Raw genomic sequence first — 18,486 nt, 5'->3', positions numbered from 1 at the left:
TATTTACAACCGTTAAATTGTAAATGTGTTTATTATGTTATTGCGCGGATGTTTAATTATTATTTTGTTGGGTGTGCAGTTTGCTTTCGGGCAGCAGAAGCCCGATCCCGATTGGGTAAATCAGAAGTTTTCAATGTTCATTCACTGGGGTTTGTACTCGGAGCTGGGGGGAGTGTGGAAAGGAGAGTCGGTACGGGCGGGGTATAGTGAGCAGATTCAGTCGTTCGGGAGAATCCCGAAAGCGGAGTACGAGGCTGTGGCGAAGCGGTTCAACCCTGAGAAATGGAATGCCGACGAAGTGGTAGCTTTGGCGAAGGCGGCGGGGATGAAGTCCATTGTGTTCACGTCAAAACACCATGACGGTTTTTGTATGTATCATTCCAAATACACGAAGTATAATATCGTGGATGCCACCCCCTTCAAGCGGGACGTGATGAAAGAGTTGTCGGATGCCTGTTTGCGGCAGGGTGTGAAGTTTGCGGTGTATTATTCCTTGATCGACTGGAATTTCCCGGGAAACGGGATTACTCCGCATAATGCGGATGCTATTTCACCGAAGCATCATGAATTTAGCATGAAGCAGGTGGAAGAGATCATGACGAATTACGGTCCGGTATCCGAGATTTGGTTTGATATGGGTTCTTTAACTGCGGAGCAGAGTAAGGAGTTGTATAACTTGGTCACCCGTTTGCAACCGCAATGTATGGTGAGCGGACGTTTGGGGAATGACCGGGGCGACTTTGCCGTGATGGGAGATAATAAAATGCCTGACCACAAAATCGGAGTGCCTTGGCAGACTGCGGCTTCTTTTTTTGACGAGACATGGGGCTATCGTTCCTGGCAGAACCGGGGTGATCTGGATGCAAAAATCAACGAGAAAATAGGTAGTTTGGTTAAGGTTGTAAGCCGGGGCGGAAACTATTTGTTGAATATTGGTCCCCGGGGAGATGGGTCTGTCGTGGAATTCGAACGGGATGCCCTTTTGGCTATGGGAAAATGGTTGAAGAGTTACGGGGAAGCGATTTATTGCACGACGTCGAACCCGTTTGACGGTGCCCCGGAATGGGGTGATATTACCTGTAAAGGAAATAATCTTTATTTGTTTGTTGAAAAGATGCCGGAAAACCGGGTCGTGGAGTTGAAAGGCGTAATCGGAAAGGTGAAAAATGCCGTGTTGTTAGTCAATGAACAAATCTTGAATGTGAAACAAAACGGGCAGACCGTATCGGTGAATATCCCGCAGGCAGTGCAAGCGGATCGAGGTATTGTCGTGATAAAACTTGTGTTTGAGGATGGATTTCGGGCGATACCCGATCAGGTGTTGAGAACTAAGGTGCTGACAACGGCTAATGCTATCCCCGTGTATGCCCACTCGAGTATGGATTACTATTCCAGTTATCGTAGCACGGTTGGTTTTGCATGGCATTTCGAGAAGAAAGGAATGACGGTAACCCCGACTATCGTTTATACTGAAGGAGATCAGGATAAAGTGCTTCGCCTCACGATAGACGGACAAGTTCATGATATAACTTTAACGGGCGGCAATCCCGTATCGCTGAACGTGAATCCGAATTCCTTGAACTGGGGAAACGTGTATATGTTCAATAGCAAGGGAGGGGCTTTTGCGGGTAGTGCCACTGGACTGAGAAAAACTTTTGATCCGATCGGTGACGGTTGGAAACTTCAACCTAATTTAAAGCCGGGTGAGAGCGTGAAAATTCCGGTGGAAGCGAAAGAGTCCGTGGAAATATTACACGAGTTCACGAGCGACCGTGAACAGGATATTCTTGTGGAAATAGCTGTTGCCGATGGTACACAATTGATACTGAACGGCGAACGAGTATTATTGCGCTCGTTCGTGGGTGGCGTGCCCCGTGACAACCAGGTCGTGAAGTTGCACGTGCGGAAAGGGAAAAACTTGTTGGTCGTGCAATTGTATAACCGCTTCGGGAAGGAAGTGACTTACCTGATGAACCCGAACGTGAAACAAGAAGAGTATAAACTTCGTTTGAATCCAATAAAGCTTTATCCCGGAAACATCCACGATTGCACGCTGGAACAGGCACATCCTGCCAATAAAAACAGCGACATGGGATCGCGGGATATACGGGTAGAGCTCGAATAATTAATACTAGAGCGTATGAAAAAGAGATTGCGGAAAAAATTGCACAAGGGAGAATTTAAAGAACTCGGCTTCTCGTTTGATGCCAAGTTTAAAACGGATACCGATCTGAAAATCGTGGAAGAATGGTTGCAGGAATTGGCAGTGTTGTTGCACGAGCGGGGATTGGAAATGGGCGGCGGATGGAATTCCGACGTTTGTGGGGGATTCATCACCCGTGAGCGGGGAAGCGTGACTCCCGAGGAACGAGACGTTTTGAAGAAATGGTTCGGCGAGCATGATCAACATTTGGATAACGTGAACGTTGGCGAGTTGAAGGATGCTTGGTACGGCTGGTAAAAATAGCCCGATCGGTTTTCTTTTTCTCCTAAAATATTATACTTTTGTCAGCCACTACCCGGGAAGCCTGTTCCCGGGTATGTGCTTGAACGAGAGAGAAGACTAGAAAACTGATAATATGAGAAAAACAATTTATTTACCTTTTATTGCATTGGCATTGATGGCTACAAGTTGCAATACCAAAAAGGAAACCGTCCAAAAGGGGGGGATCCAGATGGCGAACCTTGACACGACTGCAAACCCGAGAGCTGATTTTTATCAATACGCTTGCGGCGGTTGGATGAAAGCGAACCCGCTGACGGACGAGTATTCCCGTTTCGGTTCTTTCGACCAGCTGGCAGAGAACAATCGTTCCCAAATTAAAAGTTTGATCGAGGAATTGGCAAAGAAGCAATCCCAACCGGGCAGTGTAGCCCAAAAAGTGGGGGATTTGTACAATATTGCCATGGATAGCGCGAAGTTGAATGCCGAGGGTGTTGCCCCGATCAAGGCAGAGTTGGAAAAAATAGCCGCTATTTCCGACCGGAAAGTATTGTCGGCGTTCATCGCGGAAATGCACCGGGATGGGTTCGGACCTTTCTTCGGGATGTACGTGGGAGCCGATGATATGAACAGTTCCATGAATATTGCCCAACTTTATCAAGGCGGTTTGAGCTTGGGGCAACGGGATCATTACGTGGAGAACGATGACCGCACGAAAGAAATCCGCGCTAAATTCGAGGAGCACGTGGCAAAGATGTTCCAGTTGGCAGGTTTCACTGCCGAAGAAGCTCAAAAGGCTGCCGCTGACGTGATGAAAGTGGAAACCCGTTTGGCTGAAGGTTCAAAGTCTATGGTTGAACTGCGCGACCCGCACGCGAACTACAATAAAATCACGGTAGCCCAATTGCAGAAAGAAGTTCCGGGCATTGACTGGAATACTTATTTCACTTTGGCAGGCTTGAAAGACTTGCAGGAAGTGAATGCCGGACAAATCGGACAACTCAAGACGGTTGCCGATTTATTGAACAAGGAAGACCTCAACGTGTTGAAATCATACCTGGAATGGAACGTGATTAATACGGCTTCTAGTTACCTGAGTGATGATTTTGTAGCCCAGAATTTCGAGTTCTACGGGAAAGTACTTTCCGGAAGAAAAGAGATGCAACCCCGCTGGAAACGTGCGGTAAGTTCCGTGAACGGCGTGCTGGGAGAGGCTGTCGGTCAGATGTACACGGAGAAATATTTCCCCGCTGCTGCCAAAGAACGTATGGTGAAATTAGTGTCTAATCTGCAAAAAGCATTAGGCGAACGCATCCAAGGGTTGGAATGGATGAGCGAGGAAACAAAAGCAAAAGCACAGGAGAAATTGGCTGCATTCCACGTGAAGATCGGGTATCCCGACAAGTGGAAAGATTATTCCAGCCTGGAAATTATGAATGATTCTTACTGGAATAATATCGTGCGTTCCAATCATTTCGACTATAACGAGATGATCGCGAAAGCCGGCAAGCCGGTGGATAAGGACGAGTGGTTGATGACTCCTCAAACCGTGAATGCGTATTACAACCCGACCACGAACGAAATCTGCTTCCCAGCCGGGATTTTGCAATACCCGTTCTTCGACATGAACGCCGACGATGCTTGCAATTACGGGGCTATCGGTGTGGTGATCGGGCACGAAATGACTCACGGGTTTGACGATCAAGGTCGCCAATACGACAAGGACGGTAACTTGAAAGACTGGTGGACGGCTGCTGATGCCGAGAATTTCAAACAACGTGCCCAAGTATTGGTCGATTATTTCAACAATATCAAGGTATTACCCGATCTGAACGCGAACGGGGAATTGACCTTAGGCGAGAATATCGCAGACCACGGCGGTTTGCAAGTGGCTTACGTGGCTTTGCAAAAAGCGATGGCTGAAAACCCGCTCGGGAATGACGAGAACGGCTTTACCCCGGCACAACGTTTCTTCCTGTCATACGCAAACGTGTGGGCAGGTAATGTGCGGGACGAGCAAATTCGCTTGCAAACGAAATCCGATCCTCACTCGTTGGGACGCTGGCGTGTAAACGGAGCCCTTCCGCATATTGGAACCTGGTACGAGGCTTTCGGGGTGCAAGAAGGCGATCCTTTGTATTTGCCCGTGGAGCAAAGAGCTTCTATCTGGTAGTAAAGTAGCCTTGCTTTCCGTGTGCCCTATCGTTACTCTATGACACTAACGATACATTCTCGAATCACAAACGTAGCATGAACGTCGGTTTGCGTTCATGCTACGTTTGTGATTCGTCTATGATTCGTTCATGAGGTAGGGAAACCATGGACCAAAGATTGTCCGGTATGTTCGAGAGGGCGGAGAGCCTGTCTTTGTCAATTTTAGCGTGCAGGGCTTGTTTTTAACAAACAAATATTATATATTTGTTTGATACTAAAAATAGTGGGTCATGGACATAGTTAAACGAGATCGTTTTATTGCACTTTGGAAAAAATATTTCAATGATGCAGAACTTCCTGTCGCTTTTTATTACTCGAAAGAGAATAATAACGCGACTATCGTGAAAAAAGCCGTGGGACATACTTGCCTTATCGCTCAACTCGGGCGGGTGAGAAGAGGTGAATCGCTTTGTTTCCTGCCGGATTCGGTCGGTTGTGGCGGGGGAAAGTATTATTTGGGTTATAGCGAGGGGATGCGTGAAGGGTTCGAGTATTTCTTGTCGCACGGGGAGAATGAGCCTCGTTGCGAGCGGTATAAACGTACCCCGGAACAGGTGAATGCTTTGTTGAAGACGTTGCCGAATTTGCCGAGAAAGGGTGATTGTCTGGTATTTAAACGTTGGGATCTCCTGACTGAACAAGACGAACCGGAAGCGGTATTCTTTTTTACGACCCCGGACGTGTTGTCCGGTCTTTTCACTCTGGCAGGCTTCGATAGTGCCAAGCAAGAAGCCGTGATCGCTCCTTTCGGGGCAGGATGTACCTCCATTATTTATTATCCCTACCGGGAACAGCTGGAGGGGACTCAACGTGCCGTGATCGGAATGTTCGACCCGTCGGCTAGGATGTGCCTCCCGGATAATCTGTTGTCTTTTGCCGTGCCGATCACGAAGTTCATGGAGATGATCGACCAGATGGAGGAAAGTTTCCTGATAACCGGCACGTGGAAAGTGATACAGAAACGGATCTAATTCAAGATAAGAGCCTAAGCAAGTAGGAGCGCGAGTAACCATTGTATGTTGCGTAGGCGTTTGCGTAGTATGCGATAGGCTTTTAATTTTGTCGATTTTACGGTATTGACCGTGATATTTAGTTTTTGGGCGATTTCTAGGTTGGAATCGCCATCCATGGTCATAATTACAATTTTTTGGGCTTGCGGGGGTAAGGTGCTGATGGCATTGTAGATTAATGAATCGACTTCTTCTTCCAGTATGGCTTCTTGTTCCGTTTCGGGTGACATGAAGGTTAAGATGTTTGCGGCGTTTTTTTGTTTTACGCGCTCGTGTTTTAGATGGTCCAGGCAAGCGTTACGAGTACTGATATATAGAAAACTTTTTATTTCCGCAAGGAGATTGAAGGAGGTGCGTCTTTCCCATACTTGTAAGAAAGCGTCTTGTACGATGTCTTCAGCGATATCGTTATCTTTCACGAAGCGCCACGCGAACGACCTGATGGGAAGATAGAATTGTTTGAATATCTTCTTGAATACCGTTTCGTCACCGGCATGAAGTTTTGATATGGAGTTATTGTCAAACAAAATGTAATCGTGTCAATAAGGTTATACACCAATTGAAGTCCAAAGGTATTATTTTCCGGACTTAATGCAAATTTTTTAACTTTTTAAATCACACCCGGGAGGGGAGATGTCGTTTTTATGATGTGTTATTGAAATTGAATTTTTAAATTTGAAATTATGAGAAGTATTGTAATTTGTATCGTTTTTATGTCGGTTGTTTTTGTGGGGAGAGCTCAAGAAGGTGTTAAGTTTGAAGATTTGACGTTTGAACAAGCGTTGAAAAAATCCAAAGAGGAGAAGAAATTAGTGTTTATGGATTGTTACACGCAATGGTGTGGTGCGTGTAAAGTGATGTTGAATACCGTCTTTCGGGAAAAGGAGGCCGGAGATTTTTTTAATTCTCGCTTTATTTGCTTGAAGTGTGATATGGAAGTAGGTGAGGGTGTTGAATTGGCAAAAAGGTTTGGTGTTAAGGGTTTTCCGACTTTTCTTTTGATTCGTCCCGATGGTACGGAGCAGCACCGGATTCTCGGGGGAAGTTCTAGTTTGAAAGATTTTATTGCGTGGGTGGAGATGGGGGCAAGAAAAGAAACGTCGCTCGATTATTTGACAAAATTGTATGCCGCGGGAAAGATGAAAAAGAAACAATTGCGTGATTATCATTGGGCGTTGTATCATGCCGGTTTTAGAGAAAAAGACAAGGAGATAATGACAAAGTTGGCAGAAAAACTCTCGAATAAGGATTGGCTACGAGAGGATTTTAGTTTTTTGTTGGGTGAAATAAAGTATGGAGATGATAGATTTAAATATATGATAGAAAACCTTTCTTCCTTGCGTAAGAATTATAAAGAGCAAGAGTCTATTAATTCTTGGTTGTATTCAATTTATGGCGTTAGGCTTAAAGATTGTTTGTACTGGGAAGAATTCAGAACTAAAGAAGGATTGGAAAAGTTGGGGAAAATCTGTCAAGAAGTAGAAATGGTGGGAATGCAGGATGACGAACGATTAAAATCTGCTTATATGTTAGCTAACGATTGTATGAAAAAAGATGCGGAGAAAATAGTGTTAATGTTGGAAGATACAACGTTTCGCGAAAAAAAGAGTTATGTGCGTTTGGTTTTGTCTTTGTTGGACTATATGTCGGATAAAGTGGATGGTGTTCAGGCTCGGAAAGTGGTGGAGTCCGGAGAAAGAATTATGAAACAATTAGATATGCAAGATTTGAAGGAGGTTATCGAGAAGTATAAACGGTAATTTAACTTTTTTTAAATCACACTTGGGAGAGGGAATGTCGTTCTAGATATAAAGTAAAGGTATCATGGAACAAAGTAATATAGAAAGGTTGATTTTCCGCTATCTCCAAGGGAAGATGACGGAAGAGGAGCGGATGGCACTGGAGGAATGGTTGGTGAAGGGGAGGAACGAGGAGATTTTTGCCAGATTGGTCGATAAGCGTAGGATTATGGAGAAGATGGAACGCTTGGGTGAGTATGATTGGCAAAAGAGTTGGGGTGGGTTGGAAAGAAAGTTACACGGTCGTAGAAGATGGTCGTGGGGGCGTTTGGCAATTGCCGCTTCGTTTTTCGGAGTGGTTATTCTTGGTGTTTGGATGCTTGTGGAGGGGCGGAAGGTGGGGACTCCGGTAGCCGTGGCAGAGAAAATAAAACCTGGCAGACCGTATGCAGAGCTCGTGTTGCCGGACGGGAATGTGGTGGATTTGCAGAAAGATAGTGTTAGTGTGTTTTTGACCGCGGTCCGAGATACGGTGGAGAAGGAGCGGGTTGCGGTTTATAATGAAGTACGGACACCGAGGGGAAGCGAGTATCAGGTGGTGTTGCCGGATGGGTCTGTCGTGTGGCTGAATTCCGAATCGAAGTTGCGTTTCCCGACGGTATTTTCCGGTGGAGAACGGCGGGTGCGGGTGAGCGGAGAGCTTTATTTTCAAGTGGTAAAGGATTCTACAGCACCTTTCAGGGTAGAGGTGGAAGATATGTACGAGGTGGAGGTGTTGGGAACGGAGTTTAACGTGCGGTCTTACGAAAATTTGCCTTCTGCTACAACTCTCGTGACTGGGACTGTGGTTATACATGACAAAGGTACTGATGTTAAGTTAACACCGGGCGAACAGGCACGGAAAAGGAATGACGGGCGGGGAATGTCGGTGGAGAAGGTGGACGTGACGCCTTTCGTGGCATGGAAGAACGGGTATTTCCTTTTCGAGGATGAACGTTTGGAGGATATATTACATGAATTGGCCCGTTGGTATAATGTAAATATATTTTTTGAGAACCAGGCTGTGCGAGAGGAGCGTTTTTCGGTGGATACGCGGCGCCACGAGGATTTCGAGGAGGTGCTTCGTTTGATCGAGCGTACCGGAAGTGTGCGGATGACGATAAAGGGAAATAATGTTTTCGTGAAATAAAAAAGTGTCGGACGTGTAGCGACGTCCGACCCGAAGTAAGTGCTTTGAAGCACATCGTGTAATTATAATGGATACAAAAGTATGAAAAAAAAGAACGAGAAAGGACAGTTAAAACAAGTCCGGCAAAAAATTTTACTGATTATGAAGTTGACAACAGTTTTTTTGTTGCTGTCGTTTTTGTCAGTTTCTGCTATTACTTCAGCCCAGCAGACGACGATAAAGGTGACGGATGCAAGTTTGAAATCCGTGTTTAAGGAGATCAAACAAAAGATGGGGTACACGTTTATTTTTAATGAACAGGTGGTGAATAAAGCTGGGAAGGTTACGGTAGACGTGACGTCCGACGATGTACGGCAGATTTTGGATAAATGTTTGGAACATACGTTGTTGGGATATTATATTCAGAAGGATGTCGTGGTTATATTGACTCGAGCCGAGCAGATTATGCGGGAAGCGGAGAAAGAAGCGTTCCGGATAACGGGGAAAGTGACGGACAAGAAGAAAGAGGTGTTGCCGGGGGTAACGGTCTTGATCAAGGGGACGAAGATCGGGACAGCGACGGATGCCAATGGCGTGTTCGCGATGGAAGTTCCCGGGATGGACAGCGTGGTGTTGGTGTTCTCTTTTGTTGGGATGAGAGATAAGGAGATCGTGTTGAAAGAGTTGAAGAAGGATATGAAGCCGCTGGTGGTGGTAATGGAGGAGAACGAGGAGGAATTGTCGGAGGTTGTAGTAACCGGTATGTTTAATCGTCGGAAAGAAGGTTTCACGGGGTCGGCGCTTTCCGTGAAAGGTGAAGATTTGAAGAAGATTAGTTCGACGAATATAGCCAAGGCGCTGGCGGCGATAGATCCTAGTTTCCGGATTATGGAGGATGTGTTGAACGGCTCGAACCCGAATCGCCTTCCCGATTTGAGAATGCGGGGACAGGCCACGTTGCCGGGCGGAAGTAACGCGGGTGCTTCGGCAGAGATGGTGACTTTGCAAGGGGAGTATGACACGTATCCTAATAAGCCGCTGTTGATTATGGATGGGTTCGAGATCGATTTGCAGACGATGGTGGATTTGGATCCGGACCGGGTGGAATCCATTACATTGTTGAAGGATGCAGCCGCAACGGCTATTTATGGTTCCCGTGCCGCGAACGGGGTGATTGTTATCGAGTCGAAAACTCCTAAGGAGGGACGTCTGTGGGTGACTTACGGAGGGAATGTCCGGATAGAGGCTCCCGATTTGTCGGATTATAATTTGATGAATGCGGAGGAAAAATTGAGGGCTGAGGTTTTGGCAGGAATGTATGAAGGAAATGGCGGTATAGAGATACTTCAAAATTATCAAGATAAGTTGAGAGAAGTAAAGCGTGGCGTGAACACGTATTGGTTGGATAAACCTTTGCGGACTTCCGTGCAGCAACGGCATACGTTGACCCTGGAGGGAGGAGATCGGGCATTGCGTTATCGTTTGTATGTCGGGTATAACCATACGCCGGGTGTCATGAAAGGAAGTAAAAGAGATGTGACGACCGGAGCGTTGGATTTACAGTATCGTTTTGATAAAGTGTTGTTGAAAAATAAGGTTACGGTGGAGAATACCGTGGGGGATGAGTCGCCTTGGGGAAGTTTTAGCGATTACACGAAACTGAATCCTTATTTGCGTCCTTACGGGGAAAATGGTGAAATCTTGAAGCGTTTGGATAATTTCGTGATATTTACTTACACGGGGGGAAGAACGACGGATTATGCCAATCCGATGTATAATGCAACTTTGAACACGAAAAACCGGACAACTAATTTTAGTGTTAGGAATCTGTTTAGCGTGGAGTATAATCCTAATGATGATATCCGGTTAATAGGCGCCTTTTCTCTTTCCAAAGGGAATGGCAAAACCGATGTTTTCAGACCGGCTCAACATACGGCTTTTGATGGAATAACGGATCCGACCCAGCGGGGGGATTTTAAACGCACGCAACGAGAAAGTTTCTCGTATTCACTGGATTTAACGGCAAGTTATAACAAGTTGTTGAGAGAGGTGCATTACCTGACGGCTAACGCCCGTATGTCAGTTCAGGAAACTAAGAATGAAAGTTATGGAGCCTATGTAACAGGTTTCCCGAATGAGAATATGGATGGCATATTGTTCGGTAAGCAATATAACGAGAAAATGTCCGGCTCGGAAAATACCTCCCGGTTGATCGGTTGGACGGGAAGTTTCGGTTATTCTTATGCTTATAAATATTCAGTCGATTTTAGCGTGCGGTTGGATGGTTCCTCTCAATTCGGTAAAGATAATCGATTCGCTCCTTTTTGGGCTACCGGGCTACGTTGGGATGTGAAAAAGGAAAATTTTATGTCTCGGTTTGATTTTATTTCAGAATTCGTGTTAAGGGGATCGTATGGAGTTACGGGAACTCAAGGTTTTGCACCTTATCAATCAAGGGAGCTTTATAGTTATAATAACCTGCTTTACCCGTATTTGGCTTCTGATGGTACGGGGGTAGAGATTGTTGCCATGCCGAACGAAAAATTGAAATGGCAGCAGACCGATACTTGGAATTTTGGCGTGGAATTGGGTGTGTTGAACGGTCGGATAACTGCCCGGGCAGAGTATTTCCAGAAGTTGACAAAGAATTCGTTGACGCAAGTTACTTTAGCCCCTTCTTTAGGTTTTGATTCTTATCCCGAAAATTTAGGTACTTTGGAAAATAAGGGTGTAGAATTGAATGTGGCATTTATTCCTTACCAAGACACGGAAAATTCTGCTTATTGGACGATTACATTTAATGGTTCCCATAACAAGGATAAATTGAAAAAAATTTCAGAGGCATTACGCCACATGAATGAGGAAAATTATAATGAACAGGAGGATAGCCCGCTTTCGCATTATGAAGAAGGTGAATCCATTAACCGGATTTGGGTCGTGAAATCTTTGGGAATAGACCCGATGACGGGAGAGGAGATCCTAGTGAAAAGAAATGGAAAGATGACGGGGACGTATGATGTGGTGGATTTGGTCCCGATAGGTACAATAGAACCGAAATGGCAAGGGAATATTAATTCTTCTTTTGCTTATAAAGGGTTTGGGATTGATGTAAGTATGGCTTATAAGTTCGGGGGGCAAACATATAACCAAACTTTGGTTGATAAGGTTGAAAATGCTAATTTGATGTATAATGCCGATAAACGGGTTTTGGGTTTGCGCTGGCAGAATGTCGGAGACAAGGCAAAATTCAAGCGTATAAATACCGGGATCCGCGGATCCGGGACGAAGGCGACTTCTCGTTTTGTTATGGATGAGAATACATTCCAGATGGCTTCGCTTTCGTTGAGTTACCGGATGGATAAGACAAACGCGAAGTTTATCGAACGTTGGGGATTGAGTTCCGTGAAGTTGGCTTTTAACATGGAGGATTTATTTTATTTGTCATCGGTAAAGCGGGAACGTGGAACGGATTATCCTTTTGCCCGTCAGTTCTCGTTTTCTCTAAATGTTGCATTCTAAATTAAAATTTTGGGATATGAAGAAGAGATTATATATATTGATATTGGGACTAATGGTGGGAATTGCCTCTTGTTCCGATTGGTTGGATGTTCAGCCTAAAACAGCTATTCCGGCGGATAAATTATTCGAGAGCGAAGCGGGATTTAAGGATGTGTTGACAGGTTTTTACTTGAAAATGGGAGAAACGGAATTGTACGCCAAGAATCTGACATACGGGTATTTGGATGCTATTTCCGGTAATTATGATGAATTTCCGGGAGTGTCTCAATGGAAAGATTTGTATGATTACGATAATGTATGGTTGAAAGTGAAGGATGATATTTATTCGAATATGTATAACGTTATTGCGAATATCAATAATTTCCTGAAATATATAGAAGAGAATAAATCCGTTATTAAGACCGAGAAGTATTACGAATTGATGAAAGGAGAGGCTTTGGGGCTAAGGGCTTTTTTGCATTTTGATTTGCTAAGGTTGTTTGGTCCCGTGTATGGTGTCAATCCCACGGGGAAAGCTATTTCGTATAGAATTAGTTTTGACCAAAAGGCTACCCCGATTTTGCCGGCAGAGAAGGTGATTGATCACGTGCTGGCGGATTTGCATGAAGCTGATTCTTTGTTGGAGATTGCCGACCCGAAGAATTTTGAATATAACAGGAGCATTAACGCTTTTGAAAACTCCCGGCAAATGCGGATGAACACTTATGCCGTAAAGGCCATGTTAGCCCGGGCGTATTGTTACAAGGGTGATGCCGAGAGCAAGCAGAAGGCGTTGGCTTACGCGAGGGAGGTTGTGAACAGTAACTATTTTACTTTTCATGAAGATAATTCTAACCCGGTTTTGTTTGCCGAACATATTTTCGGTTTGAATGTTTATGAATTGGACAAGTTGTTGGAAGAACAGGGAAATTATAAACTGGAGATTCCTCAAGGATTTCTTTCCGATGGGGTTTATATCATGCGCAAGAGAACTAATTTTAACGAACAGTTTGAAACAGGAAGCCGGGGAACTTTGGATCGCCGGGCGAATGCTTTCGCTTTTAAAGAGGTTTCCGGGAGAACCGGTCAAGAATATAAGATCTGTTTGAAATATGACCAATCAGCTTATACTTCTGCCGTGTCGAGATACGAGGGGAAAGATGTTTTGCCTTTAATCCGTTTGCCCGAGATGTACTATATTATAGCGGAATGCGAAACGGATAAGGAGAAAAGTGTCGAGGCATTAAACACGGTGATGTGGGCTCGCGGGATCGCTTACGAGGATGGGCTTGTTGCCGATGATGCTTATGACCGTTTGGATACAAGGGCAGATTATGACCAAAATCACACGAAGCGGATTAACGAGTTGATGAGAGAGTATAGAAAAGAGTTCTTCTCGGAGGGGCAACTGTTTTACTTTTACAAACGGCATAACTATAAAACTTTTTCTTATTGTGTAAAAGAGGATATGTCTGCTTTTTATCAATGGCCGTTACCGGATAACGAGAAGACTTTTGGTAATAACAATTAAAATGAATGAGGATGAAAAAATATAGATTTCTTTTATTGGTATTGGTGTCGTTTTTCTTGTACGCGGGATGTGAAGAGAATGATATCGCTTTGTATAATGAAACTCCCCGTTTGAATTTTGTTTATAGCAATACAGAGGTGCATTTTGTGGATAGTGATTACGTGAAAGGGTACACGGAGAAGGAGTTGGAACTGGTGATCGGTTTGCAGGGAGATACTTTACTGGAGGAGAGGACCTTTTGTTTGAAGATAGAATCGAATGAGAGTTCTGCGTTAAAGGCTGATGTGTCTTGTGCCGAGAAGTATGTGTTTCCGGTGAACGCATCAAGCCAGATCGTAACGGTAAAAGTGCGCCGTCCCGAGAAATTAACCGGTGGATCGTTTTGCTTGGCAAATGTTTTCTTTGATTTGGATAATCCGTTGTTCCAGTTTGATCCGGGGCGCGAGGATAAAGCGAGTTTGCCGATAAAAGTGTATTACACGATAAAGCGCAATGACTGGTATAGCTATTATTGGGGAGAATATTCGGATGCCAAATATTTTTTTATGATGGATTATTTTAAGGCGACGTATGATGATATTCCGTCGACGAAGGAGGATCGAAATAGGCTTTATGATGCTTACGAGGAGTATAAAAAGAATAATCCGCCTTTATTGGATGAGAATGGAGAGGAGATTGTGTTTAAACGTTTTTAAGTGATTGGACTAAAAAATGAAGATTATGAGAAAGAATGTGAATATTGTCAGTTTCTTCGTGGGTGGTTTGCTTTTATTATCGGGGTGTTATGATGATAAGGGTTCTTATGACTATCATGATATAAACGAAATAAGTATAGAATTGCCGACCTCGGTGAGTGTTCGTTTGAGTAAAGAAAAGCCTGTTGTCGCCGTGATAGAACCGAAGTTGTCTCAGACATTGGCAGAGGAGGAATCTAATTTGACTTACAGGTGGGAAGAGAAGTTGAAAAAAACGGGAGCTTTGGATGAATGGATTGAATGCGGGCAGGAGAAAACGTGTGAATTGGTGTTTCAACCCACGGATGTTAATATCCGTACCGTGCGTTTAGTTGTTACGGACCACCGGAAAGATGGTAGTGAATGGTATCAAGAAATGACCGTGAAACCGATAGTTCCTTATAGTCGTAGCTGGTTTGTGCTTCAACAGGTTGACGGGAAATCTGTTTTGGGAGTGGTTGATGGTGAAGGAAATGGAGGGGTCGTTGTTCGGGATGCTTACAAAAGTGATATGAAACAGGATTTACCTATAGAGGGAACTCCCAAATTCCTGTTGACGGATTGGAGTTACGGTACATGGGATGAGTATTATACTCGTCAGCAACCCGTGATTTTCGTCGGGACGGATCGGGATGTACATTTGATGAATGCCGTTTCTTTTGAACAAATTTACACGTATCAGGAAATGCTTCATATAAAGGAGGTCACGGGAGATAATAATTTTTCACCGGATTGGTTGGTTTCGTTCACAAGTTCACGTTTAGGAGAAATCGTGTCTGATAACGGGAAATTGTATGCGGCAGCCGCCGATGGTCTTTCCGTGTATTATCCGCTTGTATGGGAGGATGGCCACGAAGAATCGTGTAATGTGACAAAGATCGCATCCATGACGACTTACGGTTTTATTTTCTATGATGAACAAAACCATCGTTTTTTGAGATGTAAGCAATATTATAACGAGTATGACAGTGATTACAATTACTATTTCAGGAAGGGGCGTGAACAATATTTTTCCCCTACCAAAGTGATAAGAAACATTGTTGAGATCGGGGCGAATCCCTATGCGGGAAATGCATTTGATCCGAATGACCTCGGAAATGATAAAATTATGATAGATATGAACCGGGTCGATATGAATGTGTTGGCAACGCTTTTCAGTACCTCTGATCATAAACTTCATGTGTATGATTTTGATGGAAGTGGATTTGGTGCCAGCTCGACAGCTGCCAGATGTGCAGGGAAATACACATTCGATGTGCCGGGAGGTATGAATGTTGACGAGATGAGTATTGCGACTTCTTATGCTTTTGGTAAGATGTTGTTTATTGCCGGGGGCAATAAGATTTATAAAGTAGATTTAAACCGTACTGTGCCGAGGGTGACGTTGCTTTATGAACACGAAAATGCTTTTGCAAAGATTACCGGGTTGAAATTTAGAAATTCAATTACAGATTGGGGATATAAGAATGATGAGGGGAATTGGGAATGGATAGGTGCTCCTTATCGTTTGGGTATTTCTTTGGACTATGGTGGAAATGAAGGGGGAATACTTGAATTGAAATTAGCTTCTACGGGAGAGGTTGAACTTGATAGTGAAGTGTTTGAGTATAAAGGATTCGGAAAAATTATTGATTTCGGATATAGCGTGAAATTGTAAAGTACAAGTCTTGTGACAATCTTTCTTGTTTGCAAGAGATATGGCGAAGTTCGGGAGTACGGTTTACCCGGACTTCGTTGTATTGTTTGTCGAGGCGGATTGGAAGACGAGAAGTTTGAAATAGGATTATGTGGAAAAAGGTCGTGTTTGTTTTGTTGTTTACCGGAGGTGTGTTTTTGCATTCCGCGGCACAACAAGAGATCGGTGTTTTTTTTGATTCCCGGCAACCGGGGGATTCGTTGCATGTTGTTGGCGGGATGTTCACGACGTATCGCCAGGGAAAACAAATATTTTGGGAAATCCCGGATTCTTTGTTCGGGCGAGATATGTTGGTGACGACGACGATATTGGAAGCGGCAGCCGTGAAGCAAAGAACGGAAAGCGGTCGATACGGGTATTCGGGAGATCTTTTGGGTGCGGCTATCGTGTGTTTCCAGAAAGAGGGGGATAAGGTTTTGTTGGAATTGCCGTTGTGCGACCGGTTTGGTGTGGAGCCGGGCAAGGGTGGGGTACATCGTGTAGCCCAACAGCGGGGAGATGCCATGCTTTGCAAGGTATTGCCGGTTTCTGTGAAAGCTTCGGGGTCGGTATTGGTCGAGGTGACGGACTTGCTGATGAATAATTCATTGTTCAATTTGGATTCTTATAGTTTGGAATTGACCATGGGCATGAGCGAAAGCGAGAAGAATCGTATAGAGGAGATAAAAGGATTTCCGGAGAATATTCTGATTCGTACCAAAAGAAGTTTTGCCGTGGAAGATAAGTGCCGGAAATCGGGTTCCGGTTTAGGGGGACGTTATACAACAAGTTGGGAAATCGGGGTTTGTTTGGCACTTTTGCCTCGCCAGCCGTTAGAAATACGTTCGAGGGATCAAAAGGTGGGATATTTTGCTATCACGAAAGTAGATTTTGACAGGAATCCGTACGCGGGATCTGTCGTGCCCATCGTGAAGCGGTGGAGATTGGAACCTAAGGATACGGAGGCATACGCTCGTGGCGAATTAGTTGAGCCGGTAAAACCGATCGTATTCTATATAGACCGGGCAACGCCTTCCCGTTGGGTACCTTATTTTATGGAGGCGGTGAATGTGTGGCAGGAGGCGTTTGAGCGGATCGGATTTAAAAATGCAATCCGGGGTGAGTTAGCCCCGACTCCGGATGAGAATCCTGAGTTTTCGGAATATGATTCCCGCTATTCGTTTATCTCGTGGAAAGCGTCACCCGTGCAGAATGCTTACGGACCTTCTACGATAGATCCCCGGTCGGGGGAAATTATCACGAGCCACGTGGGGGTGTATAGCAGTGTGTTGAATGTGGTGCAGCAATGGTATTTCGCGCAGTGCGGGGCGGTTGATAGTCTTGGGCGGAAAATGGAAATTCCCGATGAATTGTTGGGCGAATTGGTGAAAATGGTGATTACCCATGAGATCGGGCATACGTTGGGATTGGAGCATAATTTTTTCGGTAGTAGTCTTTATTCGGTGGAACAACTTCGGGATAATGCATTTTTGGAAAAAAACGGTATGGGGTCTTCCATTATGGATTATATGCGTTTTAATTACGTGGCGGAAGCCGGGGATAAGATTGGTTTGAGAAATCGTGTTGCCCGAATCGGGGAGTATGACCGTTTCGCGATAGAGTGGGGGTACCGTTATGCGCCGGGCAGGACGGACAAGGAGTTGAATGAATGGGTTGACGAGGAACAGCGTACCCCTGCCAAGCGTTTTGTCGACGAGATGGATTGCAGGGCGCAATCGGAAGATTTGGGGAATGACCACGTGGATTTCAATGCCCGCGGTATAGAACATTTGAAGCGGTTGATGAATACGCGCGAGGTGTGGCAGGTGGGCGACCGTCGGTCGTACCAGATTGTGAAATCCCGATTCCTTGGAGTGGTTCGGCAGTATTCGTTGTTCGTGGGGCATGTTCTTGGGGATATTGGCGGGAGGTTGTGTGTAGAGGGAGATTCAACGGGGATGTATGATTTTGTGGATGTCGGTTATATGGAAAAGGTGATGGATTTTCTTGATCGTTACGTGTTGACGCCTTGCGATTGGTTGTACCGGGATTCTTTGGCAACTCTTGTTGATGAAGATGCCGGGGCGTTGATGAAGAGGTTTTATGAATCGATTATAGGAACTTTGGTTAGAAAGGGCATGACGATTGCTCAAATTGAAGAAGATGCTCCCGGTGAGAAATTTGCTTTAGAGGAGTATATAAACGGGTTGCACCGGATGATTTTCCGGGAGTGGGAAGGGAACGTGGAGGTTTCGAGTGCCCGGTACATGATTCAGTCTATTTACGTGGCAGAGTTGAAATCTTTACTGGTTAGGAAGGAATATATTCCTTCGCGGGTACTCGTGGCGTGTCTGGAGGAGATGGAGCGAATCGTGAGGGAAGGCAAGGAGTATATGGTCGGTTTGGATGGAAAAGAGAGGATACGGGTGGCGTTGTTGTTAGCAAGTATGGAGTCTTTACAAAATAATGATTGA

The 18,486-nt window shown here is 44.8% G+C and carries 12 protein-coding genes; 11 read left to right on the top strand and 1 reads right to left on the bottom strand.

The window, feature by feature from the left end; genetic code table 11:
- The first annotated feature begins 34 nt into the window (after positions 1 to 34).
- The 4 genes from A3CY_RS20520 (at position 35) to A3CY_RS0107685 (ending at position 5,628) form a co-directional block, all read left to right on the top strand.
- Complete coding sequence (locus A3CY_RS20520; RefSeq protein ID WP_018337336.1) at positions 35 to 2,125, top strand: alpha-L-fucosidase; 2,091 nt, start codon at positions 35 to 37, stop codon at positions 2,123 to 2,125.
- A gap of 15 nt (positions 2,126 to 2,140) precedes the next feature.
- The gene (locus A3CY_RS20515; protein WP_051082689.1) at positions 2,141 to 2,461 is read left to right on the top strand and encodes a 50S ribosome-binding protein YggL; all 321 of its coding nucleotides are present in this window, start codon (positions 2,141 to 2,143) and stop codon (positions 2,459 to 2,461) included.
- 118 nt (positions 2,462 to 2,579) lie between these two features.
- A complete protein-coding gene (locus tag A3CY_RS0107690; protein WP_018337334.1) occupies positions 2,580 to 4,616 on the top strand; it encodes a M13 family metallopeptidase in 2,037 nt (678 codons plus the stop codon).
- Positions 4,617 to 4,887: 271 nt separating this feature from the next.
- Positions 4,888 to 5,628 (top strand): DUF169 domain-containing protein, encoded by a 741-nt coding sequence (locus A3CY_RS0107685; RefSeq protein WP_018337333.1) that lies wholly within the window; start codon positions 4,888 to 4,890, stop codon positions 5,626 to 5,628.
- A 14-nt stretch (positions 5,629 to 5,642) separates the two neighbouring features.
- On the opposite strand, the gene A3CY_RS20510 is transcribed toward A3CY_RS0107685, so the two are convergent.
- Positions 5,643 to 6,194, bottom strand: a complete 552-nt coding sequence (locus A3CY_RS20510; protein ID WP_018337332.1) for an RNA polymerase sigma-70 factor — start codon at positions 6,192 to 6,194, stop codon at positions 5,643 to 5,645.
- Positions 6,195 to 6,350: 156 nt separating this feature from the next.
- Between A3CY_RS20510 and A3CY_RS21945 the strand changes: the two genes are divergently transcribed.
- The 7 genes from A3CY_RS21945 to A3CY_RS20500 all read left to right on the top strand — a co-directional run bounded on the left by A3CY_RS21945 (position 6,351) and on the right by A3CY_RS20500 (position 18,486).
- Positions 6,351 to 7,427 (top strand): thioredoxin domain-containing protein, encoded by a 1,077-nt coding sequence (locus tag A3CY_RS21945; RefSeq protein ID WP_081619439.1) that lies wholly within the window; start codon positions 6,351 to 6,353, stop codon positions 7,425 to 7,427.
- Positions 7,428 to 7,491: 64 nt separating this feature from the next.
- A complete protein-coding gene (locus tag A3CY_RS0107670; protein WP_018337330.1) occupies positions 7,492 to 8,595 on the top strand; it encodes a FecR family protein in 1,104 nt (367 codons plus the stop codon).
- Between the two features lie 81 nt (positions 8,596 to 8,676).
- The gene (locus A3CY_RS0107665; protein WP_018337329.1) at positions 8,677 to 12,093 is read left to right on the top strand and encodes a SusC/RagA family TonB-linked outer membrane protein; all 3,417 of its coding nucleotides are present in this window, start codon (positions 8,677 to 8,679) and stop codon (positions 12,091 to 12,093) included.
- 16 nt (positions 12,094 to 12,109) lie between these two features.
- Positions 12,110 to 13,603 (top strand): RagB/SusD family nutrient uptake outer membrane protein, encoded by a 1,494-nt coding sequence (locus A3CY_RS0107660; RefSeq protein WP_018337328.1) that lies wholly within the window; start codon positions 12,110 to 12,112, stop codon positions 13,601 to 13,603.
- 11 nt (positions 13,604 to 13,614) lie between these two features.
- The gene (locus tag A3CY_RS0107655) at positions 13,615 to 14,298 is read left to right on the top strand and encodes a DUF4843 domain-containing protein (RefSeq protein WP_018337327.1); all 684 of its coding nucleotides are present in this window, start codon (positions 13,615 to 13,617) and stop codon (positions 14,296 to 14,298) included.
- 25 nt (positions 14,299 to 14,323) lie between these two features.
- Positions 14,324 to 15,994 carry a PKD-like family lipoprotein gene (locus A3CY_RS0107650; protein WP_040371306.1) on the top strand — a complete coding sequence of 557 codons (1,671 nt, stop codon included), beginning with the start codon at positions 14,324 to 14,326 and terminating at the stop codon, positions 15,992 to 15,994.
- A 128-nt stretch (positions 15,995 to 16,122) separates the two neighbouring features.
- Entirely contained in the window at positions 16,123 to 18,486 is a 2,364-nt protein-coding gene (locus tag A3CY_RS20500) for a zinc-dependent metalloprotease (RefSeq protein ID WP_018337324.1), read from the top strand.

The sequence above is a fragment of the Butyricimonas synergistica DSM 23225 genome (genome assembly GCF_000379665.1).
GTDB classification, from domain to species: domain Bacteria; phylum Bacteroidota; class Bacteroidia; order Bacteroidales; family Marinifilaceae; genus Butyricimonas; species Butyricimonas synergistica.
Note: the sequence above shows the minus strand (reverse complement) of the source record. Positions and strands in the feature narration are given on the sequence as shown.

Bases quoted from the DNA above. Each gene is read 5' to 3' on its own strand.
- A3CY_RS20520 (WP_018337336.1), top strand. From the start codon at position 35: ATGTTATTGCGCGGATGTTTAATTATTATTTTGTTGGGTGTGCAGTTT.
- A3CY_RS21945 (WP_081619439.1), top strand. From the start codon at position 6,351: ATGAGAAGTATTGTAATTTGTATCGTTTTTATGTCGGTTGTTTTTGTG.
- A3CY_RS0107650 (WP_040371306.1), top strand. From the start codon at position 14,324: ATGAGAAAGAATGTGAATATTGTCAGTTTCTTCGTGGGTGGTTTGCTT.
- A3CY_RS0107660 (WP_018337328.1), top strand. From the start codon at position 12,110: ATGAAGAAGAGATTATATATATTGATATTGGGACTAATGGTGGGAATT.
- A3CY_RS20500 (WP_018337324.1), top strand. From the start codon at position 16,123: ATGTGGAAAAAGGTCGTGTTTGTTTTGTTGTTTACCGGAGGTGTGTTT.
- A3CY_RS0107690 (WP_018337334.1), top strand. From the start codon at position 2,580: ATGAGAAAAACAATTTATTTACCTTTTATTGCATTGGCATTGATGGCT.
- A3CY_RS0107685 (WP_018337333.1), top strand. From the start codon at position 4,888: ATGGACATAGTTAAACGAGATCGTTTTATTGCACTTTGGAAAAAATAT.
- A3CY_RS0107655 (WP_018337327.1), top strand. From the start codon at position 13,615: ATGAAAAAATATAGATTTCTTTTATTGGTATTGGTGTCGTTTTTCTTG.
- A3CY_RS20515 (WP_051082689.1), top strand. From the start codon at position 2,141: ATGAAAAAGAGATTGCGGAAAAAATTGCACAAGGGAGAATTTAAAGAA.
- A3CY_RS0107670 (WP_018337330.1), top strand. From the start codon at position 7,492: ATGGAACAAAGTAATATAGAAAGGTTGATTTTCCGCTATCTCCAAGGG.
- A3CY_RS0107665 (WP_018337329.1), top strand. From the start codon at position 8,677: ATGAAAAAAAAGAACGAGAAAGGACAGTTAAAACAAGTCCGGCAAAAA.